This is a genomic window from Gordonia otitidis, from assembly GCF_020735545.1.
In the GTDB taxonomy this organism is placed as follows: Bacteria; Actinomycetota; Actinomycetes; order Mycobacteriales; family Mycobacteriaceae; genus Gordonia; species Gordonia otitidis.
The window spans coordinates 225,491-251,012 of record NZ_CP085974.1; the positions used below are offsets into that span (position 1 = coordinate 225,491).

At 64.6% G+C, this 25,522-nt stretch carries 24 protein-coding genes and 1 rRNA gene; 2 read left to right on the plus strand and 23 right to left on the minus strand.

Annotated elements, in window-relative coordinates; translation table 11 throughout:
* Window positions 1-377 precede the first annotated feature (377 nt).
* Window positions 378-1,899, minus strand: a 16S ribosomal RNA gene (locus LK459_RS01005).
* A gap of 820 nt (window positions 1,900-2,719) precedes the next feature.
* Here LK459_RS01005 and mftM point away from each other — a divergent pair.
* Window positions 2,720-3,604 (plus strand): mycofactocin oligosaccharide methyltransferase MftM, encoded by an 885-nt coding sequence (gene mftM / locus LK459_RS01010; RefSeq protein WP_227921250.1) that lies wholly within the window; start codon window positions 2,720-2,722, stop codon window positions 3,602-3,604.
* A gap of 22 nt (window positions 3,605-3,626) precedes the next feature.
* Here the strand turns inward: mftM and LK459_RS01015 are convergent, their stop codons facing one another.
* The 12 genes from LK459_RS01015 to murA form a co-directional block, all read right to left on the minus strand.
* Window positions 3,627-4,286 carry a MadR family response regulator transcription factor gene (locus LK459_RS01015; protein ID WP_007240712.1) on the minus strand — a complete coding sequence of 220 codons (660 nt, stop codon included), beginning with the start codon at window positions 4,284-4,286 and terminating at the stop codon, window positions 3,627-3,629.
* Window positions 4,283-5,719 (minus strand): MadS family sensor histidine kinase, encoded by a 1,437-nt coding sequence (locus tag LK459_RS01020; protein WP_227921252.1) that lies wholly within the window; start codon window positions 5,717-5,719, stop codon window positions 4,283-4,285. Before LK459_RS01020 ends, LK459_RS01015 begins: the two co-directional genes overlap by 4 nt.
* Window positions 5,716-6,951 (minus strand): iron-containing alcohol dehydrogenase, encoded by a 1,236-nt coding sequence (locus tag LK459_RS01025; protein WP_407648687.1) that lies wholly within the window; start codon window positions 6,949-6,951, stop codon window positions 5,716-5,718. The genes LK459_RS01020 and LK459_RS01025 overlap by 4 nt, the downstream gene beginning before the upstream one ends.
* Before the next feature lie 117 nt (window positions 6,952-7,068).
* Entirely contained in the window at window positions 7,069-8,595 is a 1,527-nt protein-coding gene (locus LK459_RS01030; protein ID WP_227921256.1) for a VWA domain-containing protein, read from the minus strand.
* A 14-nt stretch (window positions 8,596-8,609) separates the two neighbouring features.
* On the minus strand, window positions 8,610-9,884 hold the full coding sequence (locus LK459_RS01035) for an AAA family ATPase (RefSeq protein ID WP_227921258.1): 1,275 nt from the start codon (window positions 9,882-9,884) through the stop codon (window positions 8,610-8,612).
* A gap of 151 nt (window positions 9,885-10,035) precedes the next feature.
* Entirely contained in the window at window positions 10,036-11,328 is a 1,293-nt protein-coding gene (gene mdo, locus LK459_RS01040) for an NDMA-dependent methanol dehydrogenase (protein ID WP_007240717.1), read from the minus strand.
* Window positions 11,329-11,516: 188 nt separating this feature from the next.
* A complete protein-coding gene (locus tag LK459_RS01045; protein WP_227921260.1) occupies window positions 11,517-12,314 on the minus strand; it encodes an energy-coupling factor ABC transporter ATP-binding protein in 798 nt (265 codons plus the stop codon).
* On the minus strand, window positions 12,311-13,087 hold the full coding sequence (gene cbiQ / locus LK459_RS01050) for a cobalt ECF transporter T component CbiQ (protein ID WP_227921261.1): 777 nt from the start codon (window positions 13,085-13,087) through the stop codon (window positions 12,311-12,313). The genes LK459_RS01045 and cbiQ overlap by 4 nt, the downstream gene beginning before the upstream one ends.
* Window positions 13,088-13,089: 2 nt before the next feature.
* On the minus strand, window positions 13,090-13,485 hold the full coding sequence (locus LK459_RS01055) for a PDGLE domain-containing protein (RefSeq protein WP_227921263.1): 396 nt from the start codon (window positions 13,483-13,485) through the stop codon (window positions 13,090-13,092).
* Window positions 13,482-14,192 (minus strand): energy-coupling factor ABC transporter permease, encoded by a 711-nt coding sequence (locus tag LK459_RS01060; protein WP_227921265.1) that lies wholly within the window; start codon window positions 14,190-14,192, stop codon window positions 13,482-13,484. Before LK459_RS01060 ends, LK459_RS01055 begins: the two co-directional genes overlap by 4 nt.
* Before the next feature lie 187 nt (window positions 14,193-14,379).
* A complete protein-coding gene (locus LK459_RS01065) occupies window positions 14,380-14,772 on the minus strand; it encodes an ArsR/SmtB family transcription factor (RefSeq protein ID WP_007240722.1) in 393 nt (130 codons plus the stop codon).
* 5 nt (window positions 14,773-14,777) lie between these two features.
* Window positions 14,778-16,034: a UDP-N-acetylglucosamine 1-carboxyvinyltransferase gene (murA, locus tag LK459_RS01070; RefSeq protein ID WP_007240723.1), complete on the minus strand. Its 1,257-nt coding sequence runs from the start codon at window positions 16,032-16,034 to the stop codon at window positions 14,778-14,780.
* 70 nt (window positions 16,035-16,104) lie between these two features.
* On the opposite strand from murA, the gene LK459_RS01075 reads away from it, so the two are divergent.
* A complete protein-coding gene (locus LK459_RS01075; protein ID WP_227921266.1) occupies window positions 16,105-16,701 on the plus strand; it encodes a cob(I)yrinic acid a,c-diamide adenosyltransferase in 597 nt (198 codons plus the stop codon).
* A 17-nt stretch (window positions 16,702-16,718) separates the two neighbouring features.
* Here LK459_RS01075 and LK459_RS01080 read toward each other — a convergent pair whose 3' ends face one another.
* From LK459_RS01080 to LK459_RS01125, 10 genes are all read right to left on the minus strand, one after another.
* On the minus strand, window positions 16,719-17,162 hold the full coding sequence (locus tag LK459_RS01080) for a DUF2550 domain-containing protein (protein WP_007240725.1): 444 nt from the start codon (window positions 17,160-17,162) through the stop codon (window positions 16,719-16,721).
* Window positions 17,163-17,399: 237 nt separating this feature from the next.
* Window positions 17,400-17,777, minus strand: coding sequence for a F0F1 ATP synthase subunit epsilon (locus tag LK459_RS01085; RefSeq protein ID WP_007240726.1), 378 nt, complete (start codon window positions 17,775-17,777; stop codon window positions 17,400-17,402).
* Between the two features lie 9 nt (window positions 17,778-17,786).
* Window positions 17,787-19,235, minus strand: coding sequence for a F0F1 ATP synthase subunit beta (gene atpD / locus LK459_RS01090; protein ID WP_007240727.1), 1,449 nt, complete (start codon window positions 19,233-19,235; stop codon window positions 17,787-17,789).
* A 47-nt stretch (window positions 19,236-19,282) separates the two neighbouring features.
* Window positions 19,283-20,221, minus strand: a complete 939-nt coding sequence (locus LK459_RS01095; protein WP_007240728.1) for a F0F1 ATP synthase subunit gamma — start codon at window positions 20,219-20,221, stop codon at window positions 19,283-19,285.
* Window positions 20,222-20,283: 62 nt separating this feature from the next.
* A complete protein-coding gene (gene atpA / locus LK459_RS01100; protein WP_227921268.1) occupies window positions 20,284-21,912 on the minus strand; it encodes a F0F1 ATP synthase subunit alpha in 1,629 nt (542 codons plus the stop codon).
* Between the two features lie 93 nt (window positions 21,913-22,005).
* Window positions 22,006-23,358 carry a F0F1 ATP synthase subunit B/delta gene (locus tag LK459_RS01105; RefSeq protein ID WP_227921270.1) on the minus strand — a complete coding sequence of 451 codons (1,353 nt, stop codon included), beginning with the start codon at window positions 23,356-23,358 and terminating at the stop codon, window positions 22,006-22,008.
* A gap of 2 nt (window positions 23,359-23,360) precedes the next feature.
* Window positions 23,361-23,864 (minus strand): F0F1 ATP synthase subunit B, encoded by a 504-nt coding sequence (locus LK459_RS01110; RefSeq protein WP_007240731.1) that lies wholly within the window; start codon window positions 23,862-23,864, stop codon window positions 23,361-23,363.
* A 50-nt stretch (window positions 23,865-23,914) separates the two neighbouring features.
* Window positions 23,915-24,172 (minus strand): F0F1 ATP synthase subunit C, encoded by a 258-nt coding sequence (locus tag LK459_RS01115; RefSeq protein WP_005179417.1) that lies wholly within the window; start codon window positions 24,170-24,172, stop codon window positions 23,915-23,917.
* An 87-nt stretch (window positions 24,173-24,259) separates the two neighbouring features.
* Window positions 24,260-25,030, minus strand: a complete 771-nt coding sequence (gene atpB, locus LK459_RS01120; protein ID WP_227921272.1) for a F0F1 ATP synthase subunit A — start codon at window positions 25,028-25,030, stop codon at window positions 24,260-24,262.
* On the minus strand, window positions 25,027-25,443 hold the full coding sequence (locus tag LK459_RS01125; RefSeq protein ID WP_007240733.1) for an ATP synthase subunit I: 417 nt from the start codon (window positions 25,441-25,443) through the stop codon (window positions 25,027-25,029). The genes atpB and LK459_RS01125 overlap by 4 nt, the downstream gene beginning before the upstream one ends.
* Between the last annotated feature and the right edge of the window lie 79 nt (window positions 25,444-25,522).

Sequence of the window (25,522 nt, forward strand, 5' to 3'; positions counted from 1 at the left end):
CGCGAGACACGAATGTAGACACACAAAACTCGAACAAAACACACAACCAAAAAACTTGTATGCATTGCAAAAATAAAGATGCTCGCATCCACTATGCACTTCTCAAACAACACACATCGAACGCCCACATGCTCCTCCGCGCCTCATCACAAGACGCCTCAGCAGAGCTGCGCGATGTTCGATATCCGTGAGAAAACCTGCGTTCTCTCAGAACCCCGATAGTGTGCGATAAATGCGCCGGCCTCGCGGCCGACGACGATCCAATCCCGATCGAATGATTCGACCGAGACCTTGATCTGTCTGATGTTTCACCCGTGAACACACGTTTGCCGTACCACGATCGGGTACAGAAACAAACAGTGTTGTGTGCTCCTTAGAAAGGAGGTGATCCAGCCGCACCTTCCGGTACGGCTACCTTGTTACGACTTCGTCCCAATCGCCGATCCCACCTTCGACAGCTCCCTCCACAAGGGTTAGGCCACCGGCTTCGGGTGTTACCGACTTTCATGACGTGACGGGCGGTGTGTACAAGGCCCGGGAACGTATTCACCGCAGCGTTGCTGATCTGCGATTACTAGCGACTCCGACTTCATGGGGTCGAGTTGCAGACCCCAATCCGAACTGAGACTGGCTTTAAGGGATTCGCTCCACCTCACGGTCTCGCAGCCCTCTGTACCAGCCATTGTAGCATGTGTGAAGCCCTGGACATAAGGGGCATGATGACTTGACGTCATCCCCACCTTCCTCCGAGTTGACCCCGGCAGTCTCCTGCAAGTCCCCGGCATAACCCGCTGGCAATACAGGACAAGGGTTGCGCTCGTTGCGGGACTTAACCCAACATCTCACGACACGAGCTGACGACAGCCATGCACCACCTGTACACCAACCACAAGGGAACAGCCATCTCTGACTGCGTCTGGTGTATGTCAAACCCAGGTAAGGTTCTTCGCGTTGCATCGAATTAATCCACATGCTCCGCCGCTTGTGCGGGCCCCCGTCAATTCCTTTGAGTTTTAGCCTTGCGGCCGTACTCCCCAGGCGGGGTACTTAATGCGTTAGCTACGGCACGGATTCCGTGAAAAGGAACCCACACCTAGTACCCACCGTTTACGGCGTGGACTACCAGGGTATCTAATCCTGTTCGCTACCCACGCTTTCGCTCCTCAGCGTCAGTTACTACCCAGAGACCCGCCTTCGCCACCGGTGTTCCTCCTGATATCTGCGCATTTCACCGCTACACCAGGAATTCCAGTCTCCCCTGTAGTACTCAAGTCTGCCCGTATCGCCTGCACGCCTGCAGTTAAGCTGCAGAATTTCACAGACGACGCGACAAACCGCCTACGAGCTCTTTACGCCCAGTAATTCCGGACAACGCTTGCACCCTACGTATTACCGCGGCTGCTGGCACGTAGTTGGCCGGTGCTTCTTCTGCTCCTACCGTCACTCGCGCTTCGTCGGAGCTGAAAGAGGTTTACAACCCGAAGGCCGTCATCCCTCACGCGGCGTCGCTGCATCAGGCTTGCGCCCATTGTGCAATATTCCCCACTGCTGCCTCCCGTAGGAGTCTGGGCCGTGTCTCAGTCCCAGTGTGGCCGATCACCCTCTCAGGTCGGCTACCCGTCGTCGCCTTGGTAGGCCATTACCCCACCAACAAGCTGATAGGCCGCGGGCCCATCCCCAACCGCAAAAGCTTTCCACCAAACCCCATGCGAGGAAAAGTGAATATCCGGTATTAGACCCAGTTTCCCAGGCTTATCCCAAAGTCAGGGGCAGATCACCCACGTGTTACTCACCCGTTCGCCACTCGAGTACCCAGCAAGCTGGGCCTTTCCGTTCGACTTGCATGTGTTAAGCACGCCGCCAGCGTTCGTCCTGAGCCAGGATCAAACTCTCCATGAAAACCTATCAAAAACCCACCAACCACACAGGCCAGCAGACTTTCAACACAATCTCAGATCAGAGAGAAAAACCTGACCAAACAAAAACTAGCAACACCCGGACCTGCGCCCGAGCGTTACAAAAAATCATCACATAATCCAAAAACTTGGACACACGATGCCAAAATATGGCATCAGACAATTCATCACACACTATCGAGTTCTCAAAGAACGCACACCTACCGGCGCCACCCCGAAAAGGGCTTGACCTGCAAGCTTGTTCCGTTTGGAGGATGTTGACCCCGTCTCCGGAGCAACTCTTCCAGCCTACCAGACTCTTTCGGCGATCCGCAACTGGGAAGTTGTTTCTCGTTCGGAGGTGGTCTGGCTCCCGCTATCCCATTCAGGCGCACAAGGCGACCCGGATGATTTTGCGGGGGTGGTCTGCGCTGAACCCGGTTTCCCTTCCCCGTGGCCTTCCCTCTCGGGAGGCCGTCCGGGGCGGCGCCGTGGCGCGCTGACTCGAAGAAAGTTACGCAACGAGCCTGCGTGGGTCAAATCGCCTGGTCAGCGATCCTGGTCTATAGCATTTCTGCAGGTCAGAGCATGTCCACCTCCGACGCACACCGCTTAATTCCCGTCTGAGGGTGCCGATGATGCAACTGTGATCTGCGTCATTCTCTGCAACGAGTAGCGCCCCGAAATGCTCTCGCGCTGATCCCTCGGCCCGTCTACCTGCGGGTTCACCGACTGCGCGGCGCACTTTTTCCCATACTTTCGGGCAGTTGCCAGACCCATCAGGTCAGTTACGCGCGACCCGATCCGCTCCTAGCGTTCGAGATATGACTGTTTCGGTGGACACAGCGAGCGCCGGCACTCCCACCGCCAGCGTCATCCGAGTACGTCGAGCACCAACAGAGGCCGAGGGCTTCCGGCGGTGCGGGTCGATGTCGTGGCGGCGGACGTCGGCCTCGGGCGGGCGCACCGTCATCGACATCCGGCATTCGTTCACCAGCGATCTGATCTCGGACGACGTCATGGTGTCGGCGCTGGTCTGCCTCGTCGAGGATGGCGCGCTCGCAGGTCAGTGGGAGTTCGAAGAGGCCGCCGTCGGTCTGGTCAAGTCGTCCGCGGCCACCGACGACGCCGCCTGGTCGGCGTTCTACGACAATTCACTGCGCGATCTCGTGACCGGTACCGCGACCTTCAGTCCTATCCACCGGCGGGCGCGCAACCTGGTGTCGGGCGCGAGCGTGCTGGAAGTCGGCTGCTGCTTCGGACTGCTCGCTCTCCAGTGCGCCGAGCAAAGCATGCAGGTCAGCGCCTGCGACATCTCCACAGGTGCCGTCGACCTCCTCCGCGCCGCCGCCGCAAGACGCCGCACCGCAGTCGACACTTTCGTCGCGAACGCCGTCGCTCTACCCCTGCCCGACAACTCCGTCGACACCGTGACTCTCATCCATCTGCTCGAACATCTGTCACGTGACGAAGTATCTCGGGCACTCGACGAGGCTCTTCGGGTTGCCCGGGATCGAGTCGTTGTCGCCGTGCCCTACGAGGCGGAGCCGAGTCCACACTTCGGACACCTGCGCTGCCTACGTGAACACGACCTCGTGTCGTGGGCCGCCGGCGCCGATCACGCCGGTGCGGAGATCCTCTCCGATCACGGCGGCTGGCTGGTGCTCACACCCCGGTCCGCCCGCATTGGCCGGTCCCGGTTCGCGTGATCTCGACGCGAGCGCCTCGGCGTCAGATCAGTCCGCGTTTGCTGGCGGTGTACACGGCGTCGGTGCGTTTGGTGACCCCGAGTTTGCGGATGATGTTGCGGATGTGGAACTTCACGGTCGACTCCGAAATGAACAGCGTCTCGCCGATCCGCTTGTTGCTCAGTCCGTCGGCCAGCAACCGCAGTACCTCACGTTCGCGGTCCGTCAACGCCTCGGGACTCTCGCCGCCGCCGGAGACGGTGCGCAGGACGATCGCCGCGCTGCGCGGATCGAATGCGCTCCCGCCGCCGGAGACTGCTTGAATCGCTCGGACCAACTCGGTGGTGTCGACGTCCTTCACCACGTAGCCGCGTGCGCCGGCCTTCACCGCCCGAACGACGAGGTCGTCGTCGAGAAAGGTGGTGAGCACGAGACTGGCGACGTCACTGTGGCGATGCGCGATCTCGGTGATCAGGCGCAGTCCTTCGTACTCGGTGCCCGCGGTCAGCTTGAGATCGACCACAACGACGTCGGGAGTGCACCGGGCAACCTCGGCCAACGCTTCATCGAACGAATCTGCTTCTCCGACAACGGATATGGTGTCCTCACGCTCGAGTAGTGATCGGATACCCGCCCGCAGGAGCGCATGGTCGTCGACCAGCATGGTCCGGATCGCGCCGGTGGTGATCTCAGCAGAATTCATCGCACACTCTCCTCGTGTCGATTTCCGAGCACCCGTCGCGCACGGCCGTTCGACGCCGCGTCGTCGGGAAGCACCGCGGCGATGCGTACCCCGCCGAGTCGTGAGCGGCGCACCCGGACCTCGCCGCCCAACTGCTCTGCCCGGACGGCCATGTTCGCCAGTCCTCGATGACGTCCGGCCAGGTCGCCGAGCATGGCTGCGCGCATCACCCTCCGCAGATGTCCGGGATCGCCGCCGCCGTCGTCGTCGACCGTCAATCCGACATGATCGTCGGCGTAGGTCAGCACGACTCGCGCCGACCCGGCCTCGGCGTGCACCGCGGTGTTGAACAGGGCTTCACCCGCGATCCGCAGCACGGCATGCTGAACGTCGTCTGGGACATCGCGCGGCCGTCCGACGATCCGCACATCGGTGTCGAGGTCGGCGGGCATGTGCATCGAGCACAGCTCGTCGAGGACCTCCCCGAGGCTCAGCCCCTCCACCGACGGCGACTGGTTGAGCGCGTAGATGACCGACCGCAGCTGCTCGACGGCGTCGCGGGTCAGTTGGCCCGCGACCTCGAGCCGAGCTGCGGTCGACGCATCGGAATCCATCCGGCACACCTCGATCTGCACCCCTGCGGAGAGCACGGACTGCGTCACGGAGTCGTGGAGCTCCCGCGCGATGCGTTCGCGTTCTTCGGTGACCAGGCGCTGACGCATGACTGCCGACAATTCCCGTTGTGTCCGTTGCAGTTCCGCGTTGCGGACAGCCAGGTCGGTTGCCTGCTCCCGAGCCTTGGCGTATGCGTCTTCGGCGCGTGCGAGCTGATGGCGACTCTCCTCGAGCAACGAGGCGTTGAGAAGCGCAACCATGGCCTGCCGGGCGAGGATGCGCATCACAACGAGATCGGCCGAATCGACGACGTGGTGAGCGGGGGTCCACGCCGAGAGCCCGCCGACGACGCGACCGTCGAGATGCACCGGCACGTGCAGGTGGTGCTCGGCGACGACGGGTCGGCTCAACTCTCCCATCTGATTACGCAGGACGTCGTTGAGCCTGTTCAGCACCTCGTCGGGTAGATGGCTCGGCGTGCGGGCGGCTTGCACGCCTTCGAACGCGTAGATGGTGCCGTCACCGCTCATCATCAGATGGCGGGGGCCGGTCCGTTCGAGTTCACCGTCGCTGAGCGCGAAGACCACCCATTCTGCGTCGAGGTGTTCGCGGACGGCACGTACCACCGACAGCACGAGGTTCTCCGGTCCCTCTGCGGTCTGCACCAGCGCTCGCGAGATGCGGTCGAGCGCGCCGACCACGCGCGTCAGTCGCTGTTCGACACCCCGGTACTGCGCGTAATGCGACCCCTTGACCGAGTGCAGCCCGACCAGCGAATCGAGTCCGATTTCGTGCTGGTCACTCCCGAACTGCTCGGCCTCACCGCGCCGGCTGGTCACAACGCCTCACGGTAGATGCGGGCGACATCCTGGGCCGTCGGTTTACGCGGGTTGGTCGTCATGCAGGCGTCGAGAAGCGCGTTGGCTGTCAACACCCCCACGTGCTCGTCACGCACCCCGAGCGATCGCAGGTCGGCGGGCAGACCAACCCTGCGGGCCAACGAGGCCACCTCGTCGGCGAGTCTCTCGGCGATCGCGTGCGGCGTTCCCCCGCTGACACCCACCACAGAGGCGAGCTCGACGTAGGGCGTCGGGTCGGTCTGGGCATTGAACCGGATGACGTGAGGCAAAAGCACCGAGTTGATGGCACCGTGCGCAGCGTCGCAGAGCCCGCCGACCGGATGACTCATCGCGTGGGTGGCGCCGAGGATCGCGTTGGTGAACGCCATACCGGCTTCCAGCGCCGCATACGCCATATCGGTTCCGGCGTCGGGATCCGACGGGTCGTCGACGAATCGCTCGATGCTCCGCCACGCGGTGCCGATCGAGCTCAGCGCCGCACGATCGCTGAGTCGATTGTGCGCGAGCGATGCGTACGCCTCCACACAGTGGGTGACGGCGTCCATGCCGGACTGTGCGGCGACCTCGGGCGGCAACGAAGCCAATGTGCTCGGATCGACGACGGAGACATCGGGAACCAGGCCACGGCCGATGATGGTGACCTTGGTCATCCGGTCCACGTCGTTCACGATGCAGAACTGCGACACGTCCGAACCGCTTCCGGCCGTCGTCGGTGCCGCTATCAACGGTGGTAGCGGTCGCTTGGCACGATCGATCCCCTCGTACTCGAGGATGTGTCCGCCGTTCGCAGCCAGGATGGCGATGCCCTTGGCCGCATCGATCACCGAGCCTCCGCCCAGCGCGACGATCCCGTCGGCACCGCTCTCCTCGTACCGCGCGAACCCCGCGACGATCTCGGGGGCTCGCGGGTTCGCCGACACGTCGGTGAACGACGACACGGACAACTTCTCGGTATGCAGTGAATGCGCGAGCTGCGGGTACCACGGTGTTGCGACGAGCCCCCTGTCGGACACGATCAACAGTCGGCGCATCCCCAAGCCTGCGGCAGCACGTGGCACCTCGGCGAGCGAACCGCGGCCGATGATGATCTCAGGGGTGTGGAACTTGGCGATGTGCACACCGCCGGCGCGGTCGGCTGCCTCCGGCTCACGAGACGGATGCAGATTGCGGGGAGCCGCGACCGTGCTGGCCCCGACGACGTCAGTCGGCACACCTCTCACCTGCCCATCGCAGCACATCGGGAAGTGCAGGGCGCGCGGCGCACCCGGCACCGTAGCCCGTCATCACAGTGGTCGCTTTCGCGTGAATCCTACGCGCGATGTCACTGCTCACGCGCCGGAAGTCGCGACGGAGACCTGCTCCAACTCGGCCAGGTCGTGCACGACGTTCACACGATCGCAGTACGTGGCGTACGCGGGCAGATCGCACGACCCCAGACCCCACGAGTACGACGGCTCCGGCGTCAGCCAGATCGTTTCCCGCGCACGCCGCGAGATCTCCTCGAACGCTGCGAGATTCGGGTCACGGCCATTGTTGCGGCCGTCACCGAGAACGATGACCGTCGTCCTCCTCGTGACCGCGCCGCCGTATTCGTCGAGAAACGTCTGTAGCGCGTTCCCGTAATCGGAATCGGCGTCGACGTCGAGGACGCCACCTGCAGGCAGACCGGACACCACCAACGACAACGCCTCTTCCGCCGGGTGCTCGGCGAACAGGTCGGTGATCTCCACGAGATCGGACACGAAGGCGAACGAACGCACGTGCGCGACCATGCTCTGCAGTCCGTGCACGAGCTGCAGGGTGAACCGTGTCGTGGCGCGCACCGACAGCGACACGTCGGCGAGGATGAGCAAACTCGGCCGGTCCTCGACCTTCGCGACCGTGACAGGGCGGAACGGCACGCCGTCGAACCGGAGATTGGCACGCATGGTGCGGGCCGCGTCGACCGTCCCTCGCGCCGCGACCTTGCGTCGCGAACGCGGGGCACCGTGCAGACTGCGGATCAGTCGTCGGACCGATTCCTCGAGACTGGCACGCTCCTGCTCGCCGATCGCGTCGCGCACCGTCGCCTTGATCTCACGGTCCTCGAGTTCGTGGTCGGTCGCCATCAGTTGCTCGAGGTGATCGCGCAGCTTCTCGGGCAGCCCGTCGAGCAGTCCTGCGAGCGCACTGCGCAGTGCCGCGAGTTCTTCCGGATCGGGTTGGGCCGCGTCGAAGGCGTCGGGGTCGTCGAGCCAGTCGAGCAGGGCCATCTCCTGGGCGACCGACAGCTCGGCGTCGAGTTGTGTCGAGTTCCCGCTCACCAACTCTCCCGGCCGGCCCGGGTTGTGCAGCCGGGACACGGTGAGCTGTACCCGCGCGGCCTGCTCGGAGTTGGGCACCGAATCGGCCGAGAGGACGATCTCGTCGGTCAGCGATGCCATGTCGAGTTTGTTGGACTCCTGGTGCAGGTTGTACTGCTCGGCCAGATCCTCGGGATCGAAATACTGCCGGATGTTCGACGGCGGTCCGTGGCTGTGCCCCTGCGCCGGGGTCTTGCTGACCTCGTCCGAGAGCGTGTACTCCTCGAGTTCACCCTCGTCGGACAGATCGTCGTGGGTATGCGAATGTCCGTGTCCACCATCATCTTCCACCACCGGGCGGAGTGCGAAGAACCGGTCGAAGACCCTGTCGAACGTGGCCTCGTCCCGACGATCCTTGATCAGACACGCCAGCAGCGCGGACCGGAGGAGCTCCCGATCATCGAGGATCTCGGCGGTAGCAGTCGCGGCCATCGCATCCATCGCCTCCGACACCCCGATGCGCACACCGTGTAGTCGGAGCAGACGGATGAAACGGTGTACGGCCCCTTCCATGATCGACTCCCCCGCTAGACCGGACGCTTACGTGCGCCGCGCGCCTTGAACGATCGACTTCCCTGCGACGCGCTCACGGCACGCGTGCCCGCGTCGCTCTTCGAGCCCGGCGAGCCGTAGTAGTCGTCGTTGTGGCGACCCGGTTCGTCCTTCGCCGCTCGACGCGCCTTGCCGGAGTGATCCGACGTGTGCTCGTGCTCGGCGTGGTCGTGGTCGTGGTCGTGGTCGTGCGAGTGGGCCGACCCATGGGAATGGCCGTGGGAGTGATCGTGCGAATGCCCGTGGGCGTGAAGGTGATCTGGTACCTCCGCATTCGGGTCGACGAGGCGGGGCAACGCGTCGAGCGCACGGGTGAGGTCGCGATCGTACTTCACCACGACATTCGCCGTCTGCGACAACACTTCTGCGCTGAGCTCGTCGGCGCCGAGAACTGCGAGCGTGCGCGCCCAATCGATGGCCTCGGAGATGCTCGGCGCCTTACGCAGGTCGAGATCGCGTAGCCCGCGGACGATCTCGACGAGTTTGGCCGCGAGAGTGTCCGCGAGTCCGGTGTCCTTGGACTTGATGATGTCGAGTTCCCGCGCGGCGTCGGGGTAATCGAGCGACAGGTGCAGACAGCGACGTTTCAACGCCGCGGAAAGATCTCGGGTGTTGTTGGAGGTCAACACGATCATGGGCTGATGTGTCGCGACGAACGTCCCGATCTCGGGCACCGACACCTGGTATTCGGCGAGCAACTCGAGCAAGACAGCTTCGAGCGCTTCATCGGCGCGGTCGACTTCGTCGATCAACAACACGACGGGAGTCTCCGACCGCACGGCTTCGAGCAATGGCCGCGGCGCGAGGAAGCGCTCGGAGAAGAACACGCTTTCCTCTGCGCCGATTCGGTCGACCGCATCGGACAACGTCGCGGCGTCGGCGACGACCTGACTGATCTTCTCGCGTAGTACCTGTGTGTAGAGGAGCTGCTTGCCGTAGTCCCACTCGTAGAGCGCTGTGGTCTCGTCCTGACCCTCATAGCATTGCAGCCGCAACAACTCTCGCCCGGTGACCTCGGCGAGCGTCTTCGCCAACTGCGTCTTCCCGACACCGGCAGGCCCCTCGAGCAGCACGGGTTTGCCGAGTCTGGACTGCAAGAACACCGTGGTCGCCAGGCGTTCGTCGGCAAGGTAGCCCGCGTCGGCGAAACGTGCCCGCACGTCGTCGACATCGGCGAAGTATGAGGGATCGACGGGACTGTCGCCCGTCGCGGATGTGGTGTCGTCTGTCGCGGCGAAGTGCACGGACATCGGCGTCTCCTGTGCTGAGAGGGTGGGATCGGTCACGGGACGTGCGTCGTTGTGTCTGGGATGGAGCCGGATGGCGAATCCCGCTTTAAGGCAGCGGAATCCGCCATCCGGGGTCGTACGCGCACGGGTGCCCGTGCGGAGTTCTCCCGACCTACGGCAGCAGCTCGTCGAGGTCACCGAGCATGCAGTGCTCGACGACCGGCCGGACCGTCTCGAATGTGCACTCCTTCGGGTTGCCCGGGGTACAGGCGTCACCGAGGACGTGGTTGGTCAGCGCATCGATCGTCGCGGCATCGGTGGTGATGTCAGGTCGACCTTCGTAGTACTTCGTCGGACCCTGGCCCAGCCGGTTCTTCGGATACGAGTCCTGCTTGACATCGGCGAAACGCTCGACGATGCCGACGTCGCGGAGCAGGCGAATCGCGGCCTCGAGCGCAGCGTCGGCGGCCTGCACCTTCGTCATACCGTGGGTGTCCACGCCCATCGCCGCGGCCATGTCGGCGTAACGCTCGTACATCACGGGCATGTTGAAGGCCCACACGCGCGGCAGCGCGATGGCGTTGTTGAGTCCGTGGTGCGTATCGAAGAACGCCGACACCGCGTGGCTGATCGAGTGGATGATGCCGAGACCACCGGAGTTGAACGCCTGGGCTGCGATGTACTGCGCGTACATCATGCCCTCGCGACCCTTCAGGTCGACGCCGTTCCAGGTGGCTTCACGAAGGTTCTCCGCGGTCATCTTCACCGCGTAGAGCGCGTTGCCCATCGACGGCGGGAAGTTCAGTCGCGAGACGTATGGCTCCGAGGCGTGCGCGAGAACGTCGAACCCGCACTGTGCGGTGTAGGCGACCGGGCAATCGTAGTAGAGCACCGGGTCGTCGATCGCGAGGGTCGTGACGGCCGCGTCGTCGAATGCCACGTACTTGTGCGGCTTCTCGGGATCGGTGGTCGTGTCGGTGATGACATACGCCCACGAGGTCTCCGAACCCGTTCCGGCAGTGGTGGATACCGCGATGTGCGGCGGATTCTTGGGGTTCTCGCTCTTGTTGAAGCCCTCGAATTCGTTGACACTGCGGCCGTCGTGCGCCACCGAGATGCGCGCACCCTTGCAGGCGTCGTGTGCCGATCCGCCACCGATCGAGATGAACGAGTCGCACTGCTCGGAGTTGTAGAGCGAGACCGCGTCCATGACGTTGTAGTCCTTGGGGTTGGACTCGACCTTGTCGTAGAGCACGACTTCGAGTCCGTGGTACTTGCACGACTCGACGATCTTGTGAACGGTGTCGCTGCCGCGCAGACCCGTCGTCATGATGAGCGTCTTCTTGAAGCCGAGCTTGAGCGCCTCGGGACCGATCATCTCGTGCGCACCGGGACCCATCATGGCGCGCGGGAACGGGTGGAATTCCTTGATGGGGAACGGCTTGAGTAGTTCGTCAACCTGCATTTCTGACCTGACCTTCTCGATGCTGCCGACGCACGCGTCGTCGGGAGTGGGTGAGCGATCGAGACGTTACGCGCGTCACAGCGGGTGTCAGAAGTGGTTTGCGACCGAACCATCCGATACAGCCGCCAGTACTGACCTCGGGTCGGGTGAACACCTATCCGATCGGGCAGGGTGCTCCATCCGAGATGTCAGTCGACTCGCGCCCCACCCGATGCGATCCGACGCCCAGAGCGTTGGCGTGACTTCGCACGGGTCAGCGCTCCGGGCTCGAATCCCCAGGGCAGTTCGAGCCGATGAGCCGCGAGCAGTTGCGCGTCGGCGAGGATGGCGTCCACCGAGTCGTCGGCGACGACGCGCCCGCCGTCGACGATGACCGCGCGGTCACACAGTTGTGCCGCGTAGGGCAGGTCGTGTGTCACCACGAGCATGGTCGTGTCGAGTCCGAGCAGGGTGTCGGCGAGTTCGCGTCGCGCCACCGGATCGAGGTTCGCCGACGGCTCGTCGAGCACCAGAATGTCTGGGCGGCAAGCCAATACGGTAGCCAGAGCACCTCGGCGACGCTGTCCACCGGACAGGTGGTGGGGGCTGCGGTCGGCGTGTTGAGCCATCGACACCGCCGTCAGCGCTTCGGTGACACGATTCGCGAGTTCTGGCTGCGTGACACCGAAGTTGGCGGGCCCGAACGCGACATCCTCGGCCAGGGTGGGCATGAACAACTGGTCGTCGGGATCCTGGAAGACCAATCCCACCCGTCGACGCACCTCACGCAGCGTCGACTTCCCCACCGGCGAACCGTAGATCGACACCGAACCCGACGTGGGCAGCAGCACGCCGTTGAGCTGGAGCATGAGCGTGGTCTTCCCCGCGCCGTTCGGGCCGAGGAGAGCCACGCGCTCGCCGTCGGCCACCGTGAGGTCGACGCCGTCGAGAGCCAGATGGCCGTCGGGATAGGCGAAGCGGAGTCCGCGGATGTCGATGGCGTTCATCGCAGACCCCAGGCCGTGGCCGCCACGACCACCGCTGCCGCTGCGGGAAGCGAGACGATCGCCCACTGCGCAGGCGTCGCGCGCACCGACGTCGCCACACCGGGCATCTCCGGGATGGTGCCGGTGAATCCGCGTGACATCATCGCCAGGTGGACGCGCTCTCCCCGCTCGTAGGACCGTAGGAAGACCGAACCGACACTGACGGCAACGGCTTTGGCCTGGTGCAGCATCCGCGGGGAGTCTCCGCGGGCTGCACGCGCGATCTGCATCCGCCTGACTTCGGCGGACAACAGGTCGACGTACCGCAGCATCATCACGAAGACCGGCGTGATGGTGCGCGGGACGCCCAGTCTGCTCAACGCGACCGGCAACTCCCGCGCCGGTGTCGTAGCGGCGAAAGTCAACGACGCCGCGACACCGAGAGTGCCCTTGATGACGATCCCCCAGGCGGCGTACAGACCTGCAACCGAGAGCGACATCCCGACGACATCGATGCGGCGCCCACCCTCGGCGAACGGCAGGAGCACTGCGAGCACGACGAAGGGCGCCTCGATCAGCATCCGTGGCACGATCCAGGCGACGGGAACCCGTGCCAGTCGCCAGACGCCGAGCAGGATGACGGCGTAGACCAGATACGGCCAGAACATCTCGCGCGGCGTGGCGACGACCGCGAACACGAACACGACGAGGCAGACGAGTTTGACCTCCGTTGGCGCACGGTGCACACGCGAGGTGACGTCGCGGTAGAGCGGATGCGCGTGCCCGGCGCCCATGGTCAGTTCCCCGCCGCGACCGAGTCGCGGGTCGCGGTCGTCCGTCGTGCGCGGGCGATCAGCCAGAAGGCGCCCACGGCGACTGCGAGCGTGACGATCACCCCGATGATCCCCGCGATGCCGTTGGTGTACTGCGCGCCCTTCACGGCGTACTCGGCGAGCGGCGAGGACGACATCGCGTGATCGGTGGCGTGCTGCGCGATACAAGAGCCCGTCAGCTCCTCGGTGCCGTTGACCGTGACCGTCTGGCAGCCCTGCTGCGTCGCCGAGTCGAGCCCGTCGGGCGAACTGCTCGCGATGTACGACAGGACCCCCGCTATCAACAGTGCGATCACGCCGAACCCGACGAGGAAGGTGCGGCGACGCACGCGGGGGCGCGGCGAAGCGGTGGTACTCATGCGGACACCTCGATCTGTTCTGCGACGACATGGGTGCGACTGAGGAGGTACACCAGGTCGGGACGGGCGCGGGCCACGGCGACCACCGTCACCGCGGTGATGAGCCCCTCACCGACCCCGATCAGGACGTGGGTACCCCACATGTAGCCGGCCACGGTCGACAGTGATGTCGTCGCGGCACCTCCGATCGCGTACTCGACCACGAAACCAGTTGCGGCAGCGACTGTTCCGCACAATGCCGAGACAAAGGCCACGACGGCGAGCCCGGGCAGCCGCTCGCGCCGCGATCGCACGAGGCGATAGAGCACCACAGCGACGCCATATCCCACGAACGTGGAGATCAGCGCCATGTTGGTGATGTTGGCACCCAGGGCGGTCACGCCCCCGTCGGCGAAGAGCAGACACTGGACCACGAGCACGATCGCGATGCACAGTGCGCCGGTGTACGGCCCCACGAGGATCGCAGCGAGCGCGCCACCGAGAAGATGGCCGCTGACACCGGGCAGGATCGGGAAGTTGATCATCTGCACGGCGAAGATGAAGGCTGCCACGAGCCCGGCCATCGGTACGGCCTTCTCGTCGAGGTCTGCGCGGGCGCGCCACGCACAGAACGCAAGCCCTGCGATGGCGACGACGGCGAACAGTATCGACGTCTGCGCGTTGATGATCCCGTCACTCATGTGCATGGCGACGACAGTGGTGGACATGAGCGGTGTCCCTTCTGCGATGTACGCGAATGCGGCCGCGGCGACTCGCGGTCACACGATGAGAGGAACGATAGGACCGGCCCCGATATCTGTCCACTTATTCAGATGTTGAAGCCGTCAGACTATCCGAAGGGTCAGGTGTGGTCCTGACCACAGCGCTCCGCGTTGTACCCCGATGGCCGGTGCCCTACGACGGCGGGTTGTGACCGGCGCCGATCCAGTGCAGCAGATCGTGCACCGTCTCGTCGTCGAGTCGATAGCTCACCGATCGCCCCACCCGGGTCGAGGTGACCCACCCCTGATGACGTAGCACGCGCAGTGCCTGGGACACCGCAGTCTCGGTACGTCCGACCTGTGCGGCGATGTCGCCGACGATGATTCCCGGATGCCGATGCAACAGCAGCAGGATTTCGAGTCTGTGCGGATCCGACAGGAGATCGAATCGCGTCGACCACTCGGCGATGTCGACGTGCCCTGTCTCGCCGGCGTCGTCGGCCTGGTCGTGGTTGTGGTCGTTGTCGTCGTCAAAGTGCGCACCGGCGGCGGGTGCGTCAGGAGACACGCCATCGATGTCGGGCATGCCGACTACCCCGACACTCGCTCGATCTGGCCGCCGAGGCTGCGCAGATTCTCGACGAAGTGCGGGTAGCCGCGGTCGATGTGCTCGACGTCGTGCACCTCGGTCACACCGTCGGCGACCAGTCCCGCGAGTACCAGACCGGCCCCGGCACGGATGTCCGAGCACCAGACAGGGGCACTGGACAGCTTGTCGATGCCGCGGATGACCGCGTGGTGGCCGTCGGTACGCGCATCGGCACCGAGCCGCACCATCTCCTCGACGAATCGGAAGCGGGCCTCGAAGACGTTCTCGGTGATCACCGACATGCCGTCGGCGATCGACGCCCAGCCGATGGCCATCGGCTGCAGGTCGGTCGGGAAACCGGGGAACGGCAGCGTGGAGACGTTGACGGCGGTCGGCCTGCGGTCGTGGCTGACCCGGAAACCGTTCGGATGCGTCTCGACACGTGCTCCGGTGTCGACGAGTTTGTTCAACACCAGCTGCAGGTGGTGCGGATTGACGCCGTTGACCGTCACGTCGCCGCGTGTCATCACCGCAGCGATACCCCACGTGGCGCCGACGATCCGGTCGCCGACCACCCGATGGGTGGTCGGATGCAGACGCTCGACTCCGGTGACGGTCAGCGTCGACGTACCCGCACCCTCGATGCGCGCACCCATCTGTTGCAGCATCACGCACAGATCGACGATCTCTGGCTCACGGGCGGCGTTGTCGATGACGGTCTCGCCCTCGGCGAGGACCGCGGCCATCAGGATGTTCTCGGTGGCACCGACCGACGGGAACTCGAGCGCGATCGGCGCGCCGATCAGCGCATCGGCCTCGGCGACCACACAACCGTGCTCGATCGAACTGTGGGCGCCCAGCGCACGCAGCCCGGCCTGATGCATGTCGAGGGGCCGCGACCCGATGGCGTCGCCACCGGGAAGCGCGACGACCGCGCGACGACACCGCGCCATCAGCGGCCCGAGCACACACACCGACGCCCGGAACTGCTTCACCGCGTCGAAGTCGGCGTGGTACTTGGGTTCTGCCGGCGCCTCGATCGTCACCGTCTCGCCATCGATATCGACGACGGCGCCCAGGCCACGCAGTACGTCGGCCATGAGCGGGACGTCGGCGATCTCGGGCGAGTTGGTCAGGGTCGTTGTCCCTTCGGCCAGCAACGACGCCGCCATCAGCTTGAGGACGCTGTTCTTGGCCCCACCGACCGACACCTCGCCCTGCAGGCGCGCTCCCCCGGACACCAGAAACCGATCACTCACGTCAGATACCTTATCCGCCTCTCCGGTGTGCTCGACGCACACCACTTCTTCTGCGGTTACATTTGGGTCCATGGCCGTGCATCTGACCCGCATCTACACCCGTACCGGCGATGACGGCACCACCGGTCTGAGTGACTTCACCCGGGTGGCCAAGACGGATCCCCGGGTTGTCGCCTATGCCGACTGCGACGAGGCCAACTCGTGCATCGGCGCGGCACTGGCGATCGGCGGGGACATCCCCGACGAGATCGTCACAGCCCTGACAACCGTGCAGAACGACCTCTTCGACGCCGGCGCTGATCTGTCGACACCTGTCGTCGACAATCCTCCGCACCCGCCGCTGCGGATCGAACAGGACTACATCGACGCACTGGAGACGTGGTGCGACGAATTCGGCGCCGACCTCCCGGCGCTGAACTCCTTCGTCCTGCCGGGCGGAACGCCCTTCGCAGCACTTCTACACCAGGCCCGCACGGTGACCCGCCGAGCCGAGCGATCGGCGTGGGCCGCGGTCGACGCCGATCCGGAGCACACGTCCGTCCTGCCGGCCCGCTACCTCAACCGACTGTCGGATCTGCTGTTCATCCTCTCGCGCGTCGCCACTCGACTTCCGGGTGGAGCGGGCGACATCACCTGGATTCCCGGCGGCGATCGTCACCGTCCGTGAGCTCGCGCCAGGACGGATCAGGCGCTGCGACGCCGCTGTGACCGTTGCGGTGCCCCGGCCTCCAGCCATGCCTGGAACGCGGTGACGCCGTCGGGCGTCAGCGCCAACTCGTACTCTCGTGGTTCCTCGCCGTCGCGGTCCTCGCGCACGTGCAGGATCGTCATCCCATCGAGGATCACACCCTCACTGCCCGCGGCGCAGCGTCGACCGACGATCTCGATACCGTGCCGTGGAAAACTGCGCGAGGGGCCGGGACGCAGAGAGCTGAGCCGGAAATACCGCAGGGAGTCGTCACCGTAGTGAACACTTCCGTGTCGCCAGCCCTCGTCGAAGTCCGCGGGCAGCTCCCGCAGCAACGCTGCCGTACCGGCGCTACGCAGCTGCTGCAACCGATAGCCGAGCAGTCCGCAGACGACCAGCGCTAGGACGAGCAGAATCAGCAGGACGACCACCACGGTCACGCGGCATACCTCCCTCGCGTGGATTCCATCACCGGACGTGTCGGCGGGCTGTCGACGGGCTGTGTCCGGCGATGGTTTCCCCCAGCATGCCAGCTGACCGTATGACGCGGCCAGCCACCCGCACGGAGCGGGTGGCTGGCAGACACGGACCGGGTCATCGGTCCGATTCGTATTCAGTTGCGACACAAGGTCGTCGGTCGGGTGACATCCTCACGTGTGAGCCTGTCGCAACCCGGATCAGGCGATCTGCTCCGCAGCGCGCAGCCGCGCGTGGGCACGGTTGTACTCGTCTGTACCGGGCTCGGCGGAGTCGAGGGTGTTCTTCTCGGCATTGACGTCGACACCATCGGCCCACTCCGCCGCCTCTGCGAGGATCGTCACCGACTCGCCGGTCACCGAGATGAAGCCGCCCTCGACAGCCGCAGCCTTACGCGTGCCGCTTTCCTCGACGATCACCACGAAGCCACCCGGCACGAGCTGTCCGAGAAGCGGCTCGTGATTGGCCAGCACACCCATCTCACCGACCGTGGTCTGTGCGATGACGAACGTGGCCTCACCCGAGTACAGCTCGGCGTCGGCGGACACGACCTCGACATGAAAGGACTTCTCAGCCATGAGTAACCGCTACTTTCCGGCGAGCTTGGCGGCAGCTGCCTCCACGTCGTCGAGGCCACCGCAGCTGTTGAACGCCTGCTCCGGGTAGGAATCGAACTCGCCCTTGCAGATACGGTCGAAGGCTTCGATGGTGTCGGCGAGCGGCACGACCGAACCCGGCTGACCGGTGAACTTCTCCGCGACCAGGAAGTTCTGGCCCAGGAACTTCTGGATACGACGGGCACGCTGCACGGTGACCTTATCCTCTTCGGACAGCTCGTCCATACCGAGGATGGCGATGATGTCCTGGAGCTCCTTGTACTTCTGCAGGATGCTCTTGACCTCGTTCGCCACACGGAAGTGCTCGTCGCCGACGATCGACGCCTCGAGGATGCGCGAGGTCGAGGTCAGCGGATCCACAGCCGGGTAGATACCGAGCTGCGAGATCGGGCGCGAGAGCTCGGTGGTCGCGTCGAGGTGCGCGAACGTCGTGGCAGGTGCCGGGTCGGTGTAGTCGTCCGCGGGCACGTAGATGGCCTGCAGCGACGTGATCGAACGGCCCTTGGTCGACGTGATGCGTTCCTGCAGCTCACCCATCTCGTCGGCCAGCGTCGGCTGGTAACCCACGGCGGACGGCATACGACCGAGCAGGGTCGACACCTCCGAACCCGCCTGGGTGAATCGGAAGATGTTGTCGATGAACAGCAGCACGTCCTGGTGCTTCACATCGCGGAAGTACTCGGCCATGGTGAGGGCCGAGAGGGCAACGCGCATACGCGTGCCCGGCGGCTCGTCCATCTGGCCGAAGACGAGGGCGGTGTCCTGGAGGACGCCCATCTCTTCCATTTCCATGATGAGGTCGGTGCCCTCACGCGTACGCTCGCCGACGCCCGCGAACACCGAGGTGCCCGAGAACTCGCGTGCGATACGGGTGATCATCTCCTGGATGAGCACGGTCTTGCCCACACCTGCGCCGCCGAACAGGCCGATCTTTCCGCCCTTGACGTACGGGGTGAGGAGGTCGATGACCTTGATACCGGTCTCGAGGATCTCGGTCTTGCCCTCGAGCTCGTCGAAGGCCGGTGGCTTGCGGTGGATGCCCCACTGCTCGCCGTCACGGCCGAGGCCCGGGCTGTCGAGGCAGTCACCGAGGGCATTGAACACGTGGCCCTTGACCTGGTCACCGACAGGCACGCGGATCGGGTACCCCGAGTCGGACACCGCCGCACCGCGGACGAGGCCGTCGGTGGGCTGCATCGAGATGGTACGGACGAGGTTGTCGCCGAGGTGCTGGGCGACCTCGAGGGTGAGGGTCTTCGCCACAGCTTCGAGGGTGACCTCGGTGTGCAGCGCGTTGAACAGGTCTGGGATCGAGCCGCGGGGGAACTCGACGTCGACCACGGGGCCGATGATGCGGACGACGCGGCCCTCGGTGGACCCCGCCGACTGCGACGAGGGTGTCTCTACAGTTGCGGTCATGGTGCTTGGGTCACTTCCTTTTGATCGAAGTTTGTTGGGGATCGGCGTCAGTTCGCCAGTGCGCTCGATCCGCCGACGATCTCGCTGATTTCCTGAGTGATCTGGGCCTGCCGGAGCTGGTTGGCCTCGCGAGACAGCGTCTTGGACAGTTCCTCGGCGTTGTCTGTCGCCGCCTTCATCGCGGTACGACGGGCCGCCGACTCGGACGCCGCCGAGTCGAGGAGCGCCGCGTAGACGCGCGTGGCGACGTACTTCGGCAGAAGTGCTTCGAGCAGGGTCTCCGCGCTCGGCTCGAAGCTGTAGTTGCGCGACTCGTCGTCGACCTCGACCTCACCGTGAGCGGGGTTGTCGTTTTCGGTGACCACCAGCGGCGCCATACGGCGAACCTCAGGCGTCTGGGTCAGCATGGTCACGAACCGGGTGTAGACGATGTGCAGTTCGTCGACGCCTTCGATCGTCCCCTCACCGTCCGGGAGGTCGATGTTCTCCCCCGAACCGGCCACGAAGAGATCGACGAGGAAGTTGCTTGCCTGCGCCGCGTCGGAGTACTCGGGCGACTGCGAGAAGCCCGTCCACGATGCCGCGACCTCCATGCCACGGAAGGTGAAGTAGTTCACGCCCTTGGTACCCATGACGAAGAGCACCGGCTCCTTGCCCTCCTCGCGGATGAGCGAGATGAGCTCGCGCGAGGACCGAAGCACGTTGGCGTTGTAACCGCCGGCCATGCCACGGTCACTGGTGATCACCAGGATCGCGGCGCGCTTGGGTTGATCGCGCTCCTTGAGCAGCGGGTGGTCGAGCGACCCGGCGCTGCTCGCGAGCTCGGAGAGCACCTTGGTCATCTCTTCCGAGTACGGCTTCGCAGCCGCCACCCGGGCCTGAGCCTTGGTGATGCGCGAGGTCGCGATCAGTTCCTGCGCCTTGGTGATCTTCTTCGTCGACTGGACCGACCGGATGCGTGAGCGCAGCTCACGAATGCTGGCCATGAGCCCTCACCCCTTCTTCCATCGCGCGGATACGACCGCTGCGGACACCGACAAGCACTCGATCACTTCCGGATCTTGATCTGTTCTTGCTCGACGTCGTCGGCGTCCATGGCAGCTGCTTCGGCCTCGTTCACGACACGCTTGCCGTCGTGCGTCAGGTAGCTGTTCTTGAACTTGTTGGTCTCCGCAACCAGAGCCTCGGCCTGGTCGTCCGCGAGCACCTTGCCGCCTGCGATCGAGTCGTAGACACCCGTTGCGTTGTGGTGCAGGTGGCTGAGCAACTGGGTCTCGAAGTTACGGATGTCGTCGACGGGCACCGAGTCGTAGTGACCCTCGCCGCACAGGTAGATCGAGACGATCTCATCCTCGACGGAGTACGGGCTGTACTGGTCCTGCTTGAGCATCTCCACCCAGCGTGCGCCGCGCTCGAGCTGCGCCTTCGACGCGTTGTCGAGATCGGAGGCGAAGGCCGCGAAGGCCTCCAGCTCACGGAACTGGGCCAGTTCGAGACGCAGCGACCCCGACACCTTCTTGAGGCCCTTGGTCTGTGCCGCACCACCGACACGCGACACCGAGGTACCGACGTTGATGGCGGGACGAACACCCTTGTTGAACAGGTCGGACTCGAGGAAGACCTGGCCGTCGGTGATCGAGATGACGTTCGTCGGAATGAACGCCGACACGTCGTTGGCCTTGGTCTCGATGATCGGCAGGGCCGTCATCGAACCACCGCCGAGCTCGTCGGAGAGCTTCGCAGCGCGCTCCAGCAGGCGGGAGTGCAGGTAGAACACGTCGCCGGGGTATGCCTCACGGCCCGGCGGACGACGCAGCAGCAGCGAGATGGCGCGATAGGCCTCGGCCTGCTTGGTCAGGTCGTCGAACACGACGAGGACGTGCTTGCCCTGGTACATCCAGTGCTGGCCGAGTGCCGAACCGGTGTAGGGCGCGAGCCACTTGAAGCCGGCCGAGTCAGATGCCGGAGCCGCGACGATGGTGGTGTACTCCATCGCGCCGGCCTCTTCGAGAGCGGTCTTGACGCCCGCGATGGTCGAGCCCTTTTGACCGATGGCGACGTAGATGCAACGGACCTGCTTGCTCGGATCACCGGTCGCCCAGTTGTCCTTCTGATTCAGGATCGCGTCGACGCAGACCGCGGTCTTGCCGGTCTTGCGGTCGCCGATGATGAGCTGACGCTGGCCACGGCCGATCGCGGTCATCGCGTCGATGGCCTTGATGCCGGTCGCGAGCGACTCCTCGACAGGCTGACGCTCGAGGACGGTGGCCGCCTGCAGCTCGAGGACGCGGTTGTCCTCTGCCTCGATGTCCCCGAGTCCGTCGATCGGTGCGCCGAGCGGGTCGACGACGCGGCCGAGGAACTTGTCGCCGACGGGAACCGAGAGGACCTCGCCCGTGCGGCTGACCTGGCCACCCTCTTCGAGCTCCTCGTAGTCACCGAGGATGACGGCGCCGATCTCGTCCTCGTCGAGGTTGAGAGCAACACCCTGGATGCCGCCCGGGAACTGCAACAGCTCGTTGGCCATCGCGCCCGGCAAGCCGCTGACGTGGGCGATTCCGTCAGCCGTGTCGGTGATCGTGCCGACCTCGTCGCGCGAGGCTTCGGCTTCGAACGACGAGACGTACTGCTCGATCGCTCCCTTAATCTCGTCTGCTGAGATCGTCAACTCCGCCATGGGTTCTCGTCTTTCTTGATGTCGGTCGGTGTGAGTAGTCGTGGTGGTGAGGTGTCGGTCGCCGGTGCGGTGTCGCTGAACCGTCGTCGGCGATTACCTCGGCAGTGTCTCGGCCGCCTTGGCCAATCGAGTGGCGATGTCGGCCTCGATGACCTCGTCGCCCACCCCGATGCGCAGTCCGCCGATGATCGAGGGATCGACCTCGGTCTGCACCGAGATCGAACGGTGGTAGATCTCGGCGAGCACGCCGCCGAGTCGTTCCTTCTGAGCATCGCTCAATTCGGCCGCCGACACCACATGGGCGACGGTCTCGCCTCGTCGGGCGGCGGCCAACTGTGCGAGCTGATCGGCCACCGACTCCGCCGGCTGACCGTGGAGAAGTCGGATCGCCTGCGACAGAAGATGCCAGGTGTGAGTGCTGACCTGGTCGCCGATCAGGTTCTCCAGCAGGCCGATGCGCTTGTCCGCTGGCTTGGTGAAGTCGGAGAGAAGCGACGCGAGTTGTGGGTTCGCGTCCAGCAGACGACTCACGCGGAACAGTTCGTCCTCGACCTGTTCGATCGAACCGTCGCGCTCGGCGGCGGTGAGGACGACCAGGGCATTCTGTCGGCGCAGCACCGGGACGAGGTCCTTTGGCTGCGACCAGTTCTGCACCACTCCGGACGCGACGATCTCCACGGCGATGGGCGACGCCTTGCCGTCGAAGAGTCGGTGCACGAGTTGCTTCTTGAGGGCCGGAAAGTCTTCGTCCTCGGTCAGCTTCTTGCGCAGCACCGGATGGTGTTGCAGGAAGTCGATGATCTCTGTCAGATCCTCGCTCGCCGTCACCAGGTCCTGCGAGCTTGCGCCTGCCGTGTTGGAGTCGAACTCGTGAGAGATCGCGCGCGCCGACTCACGGCTGGCGGCATGCATCGAATGCAGCCCGATCAGTTCGCTCGAGCTGGGCACCGTTGCCGGTGCCTGCCCGCCCTGCGCCATCTCATGGAGTTCATCGATCACGCGGTCGACCGTCTCCGACTGATTCGCCGGATCGGCGAGGTGATCGCGCACGATCTTGCCCGCGCCGTCGACAGCGGTGAGACCGAGCTCGCTGCGCAACTGACGCACCATGGAGGTGCGGGTCAGTTCGCCCTGCGCCTTGCCGTGCTCCGAGATGCGCTTCACCTCGACATCGGCCTGCTTATGCAGGTCGTCGGTGATGCCCTTGGCATCCTCGAGTGCACCTTCGTGCAACTGTTGCGCCTCGACCTTCGACTGCTCGATCGAGCGTTCGTGCGCCACCTTCGCATCTGCGAGCCGTGCCTGCGCCGCCTCGCTCTCCGCGACCTGCTGGTCGACGACTTCCTGCGCACTCTTCACGGTCTTGCGCAAGAACGGCACGACGAACTTCCACAACAGCGCGATGATGAGCAGAAAGCCGACGAGCTGTCCGATAAAAATGTCCACTGCTACTTCACCGTCTCAGTCTCTGCCGAGGCGGTCGCCGCCCCAGAACTTTGAACGCCGGCCCCCTGCTTGCCGAGAACGCGATCGGCAAGTGTCTGCGACAGCGAGTCGACGTCCCGCTTGGCCTCGGTCACAGCCTTGTCGGCCTCGACCTTGAGGTCCGCGGAGATCGTGGCGAGAGCGGCGTCGGCTTCGTCCGTCGCACGCCGCTTCGCTTCCGACAACTCCTCGTTCCCCTTGGCCCGCGCTTCGTCCCGGATTCCGGTCGCGTCAGCGCGGGCGTCCTTCATGCGAGCCTGGTACTCCCGGTCGGCTTCCTCGTAACTCTCCGCAGCGGCGTTGTTGTCCTCGGCGGTCTTCGCGACTCGTGCCTGCCGTTCATCGAGCACCTTGACGATCGGCGGCACGACCCAGGCGCGGATCACGACCAGCACGATCACGAAGATCAGCAGGCACGCGAAGAACGTGCCGTTGGGGATCAAGAAGTTCTCTGCGGCGAGATTCATGGTTCAGATGTCCCTTGTTGTTCGAGGAACCCGACTAAAGACCGGGAAGATCAGGACTGGCCGGAGATCGGGGTGGCGAACACGAACAGCGCCATGAACGCGAGGTTGATGAAGTACGCGGCCTCGACCAGACCGACCGTGATGAAGAACGGAGTGAACAGACGGCCCTGAGCCTCCGGCTGACGTGCGATGCCGGAGATCAACGCGGAACCGGCGATACCGTCACCGACGCCGGCACCGATTGCGCCGCCACCCATGATGAGGCCGCCACCGATCAACGCGCCCAGACCAATCAGATTCGGATCCATTGAGAACTTTCCTTTCGGGTGATACTGGCAATCGGATTGCCAGGTCTAAGGTCCGACCGGCGCGGTGCCGGCCGGGGGTCGGACTTGCTAGTGGTCTTCGTCCATCTCCATGGCCTGGCTGAAGTACAGCACGGTGAGCAGGGAGAAGATGAATGCCTGGATGAGGCCGACGAACAGGTCGAACGACTTCCAGATCGCGTTCGGCGCCCACATGATGTAGGCGGGGAACAGCGCGATCAGCGCGACCATGATGCTGCCGGCGAACATGTTGCCGAAAAGACGGAGAGAGAGCGAGACGGGCTTCGCGATCTCCTCGATGATGTTGATCGGCGCCAGGAATGCGACGTGACCCTTCACGAGGCGCTTGAAGTGACCGATCGGCCCGCGGCGGCGGATACCGGCCGCCATGTACCAGACGAACACGAAGAGCGCGAGCGCGTAGCAGAAGTTCACGTCGCTGGCCGCCGGGGCGAACACCTCGTGGGACGCACCTTCGGAGTCGGCGTACTGCAGCGGGAGGACCGACATCCAGTTCGCTATGAGGATGAACGTGAACAGGGTGACCGCGAGCGGCAGGACGAACCCGCCGATCTTCATGCCCATCGAGTTCTCGATCTGAGTACGCATCTGCGTGGTGACGGCCTCGAAGAACAGCTGTACTGCGTTGGGGCGCTTGGAGGTCATCCGCGAGCGCACGAAGAACGCGAGCGCGATCACGATCACTGCCGCGATGGCGGTGGCGATGATCGTGTCGATGTTCCACGTCATGCCGAGCCATTCCACCTGCTTGTGGTGGCCGACCTCGATCTTGGCCTCGGCCAGCACGAGGGTTTCGGCGCCGTAAGTCGATGCGATCATAGCTGCTTACGAAGTCCTTTCATCACCGGAATCACCGTGTTCAGCACCAGGACGACCTGGCCGAGAGCGAGTCCGAACATCACGCCCAGCCCGTCGGGCCGGAACAGGAACGCCGCGGCCAGCGCGAGCACGGTGATGGCTCCGAGGCGTGCGGCAGAGTTGACGGCGAGCAGTTTCTTGCGGGGATTCTCTTCTGCGGCAACACGTTCGACGGAGATCATGACCATCTTGGTGTTGATGAAGACGGCGACCACGCCGACGGCGAAGAACAGCGGGAACATCCAGCTGCCGAGATACACCGCGACGACCGCGACGATGACCGTCAGGACACCGGCGATGATCGCCGGTCGGAGAAGGCCGGTCGGCGCGGGCGGGTAATACACGGGAGCCGAGTCAGGGGCGGACGTCGCCATTGCCTCTCCTCACGTGACACGCCTCATGCCATGGGCATCAGACGATGAGCGTGCGTCCTCGCGGCAGGAGCCGCCGAGC

What these genes read in the sequence shown, in the direction of transcription:
- LK459_RS01075 (WP_227921266.1), top strand. Translation starts at nt 16,105, where the DNA reads ATGGCCGTGCATCTGACCCGCATCTACACCCGTACCGGCGATGACGGC.
- LK459_RS01055 (WP_227921263.1), bottom strand. Translation starts at nt 13,485, where the DNA reads ATGAGTACCACCGCTTCGCCGCGCCCCCGCGTGCGTCGCCGCACCTTC.
- LK459_RS01065 (WP_007240722.1), bottom strand. Translation starts at nt 14,772, where the DNA reads ATGCCCGACATCGATGGCGTGTCTCCTGACGCACCCGCCGCCGGTGCG.
- atpB (WP_227921272.1), bottom strand. Translation starts at nt 25,030, where the DNA reads ATGATCGCATCGACTTACGGCGCCGAAACCCTCGTGCTGGCCGAGGCC.
- atpA (WP_227921268.1), bottom strand. Translation starts at nt 21,912, where the DNA reads ATGGCGGAGTTGACGATCTCAGCAGACGAGATTAAGGGAGCGATCGAG.
- cbiQ (WP_227921261.1), bottom strand. Translation starts at nt 13,087, where the DNA reads ATGGGCGCCGGGCACGCGCATCCGCTCTACCGCGACGTCACCTCGCGT.
- LK459_RS01085 (WP_007240726.1), bottom strand. Translation starts at nt 17,777, where the DNA reads ATGGCTGAGAAGTCCTTTCATGTCGAGGTCGTGTCCGCCGACGCCGAG.
- atpD (WP_007240727.1), bottom strand. Translation starts at nt 19,235, where the DNA reads ATGACCGCAACTGTAGAGACACCCTCGTCGCAGTCGGCGGGGTCCACC.
- mdo (WP_007240717.1), bottom strand. Translation starts at nt 11,328, where the DNA reads ATGCAGGTTGACGAACTACTCAAGCCGTTCCCCATCAAGGAATTCCAC.
- LK459_RS01030 (WP_227921256.1), bottom strand. Translation starts at nt 8,595, where the DNA reads ATGGAAGGGGCCGTACACCGTTTCATCCGTCTGCTCCGACTACACGGT.
- LK459_RS01110 (WP_007240731.1), bottom strand. Translation starts at nt 23,864, where the DNA reads ATGAATCTCGCCGCAGAGAACTTCTTGATCCCCAACGGCACGTTCTTC.
- mftM (WP_227921250.1), top strand. Translation starts at nt 2,720, where the DNA reads ATGACTGTTTCGGTGGACACAGCGAGCGCCGGCACTCCCACCGCCAGC.
- LK459_RS01115 (WP_005179417.1), bottom strand. Translation starts at nt 24,172, where the DNA reads ATGGATCCGAATCTGATTGGTCTGGGCGCGTTGATCGGTGGCGGCCTC.
- LK459_RS01035 (WP_227921258.1), bottom strand. Translation starts at nt 9,884, where the DNA reads ATGTCCGTGCACTTCGCCGCGACAGACGACACCACATCCGCGACGGGC.
- LK459_RS01095 (WP_007240728.1), bottom strand. Translation starts at nt 20,221, where the DNA reads ATGGCCAGCATTCGTGAGCTGCGCTCACGCATCCGGTCGGTCCAGTCG.
- LK459_RS01045 (WP_227921260.1), bottom strand. Translation starts at nt 12,314, where the DNA reads ATGAACGCCATCGACATCCGCGGACTCCGCTTCGCCTATCCCGACGGC.
- LK459_RS01125 (WP_007240733.1), bottom strand. Translation starts at nt 25,443, where the DNA reads ATGGCGACGTCCGCCCCTGACTCGGCTCCCGTGTATTACCCGCCCGCG.
- LK459_RS01060 (WP_227921265.1), bottom strand. Translation starts at nt 14,192, where the DNA reads ATGTCCACCACTGTCGTCGCCATGCACATGAGTGACGGGATCATCAAC.
- LK459_RS01015 (WP_007240712.1), bottom strand. Translation starts at nt 4,286, where the DNA reads ATGAATTCTGCTGAGATCACCACCGGCGCGATCCGGACCATGCTGGTC.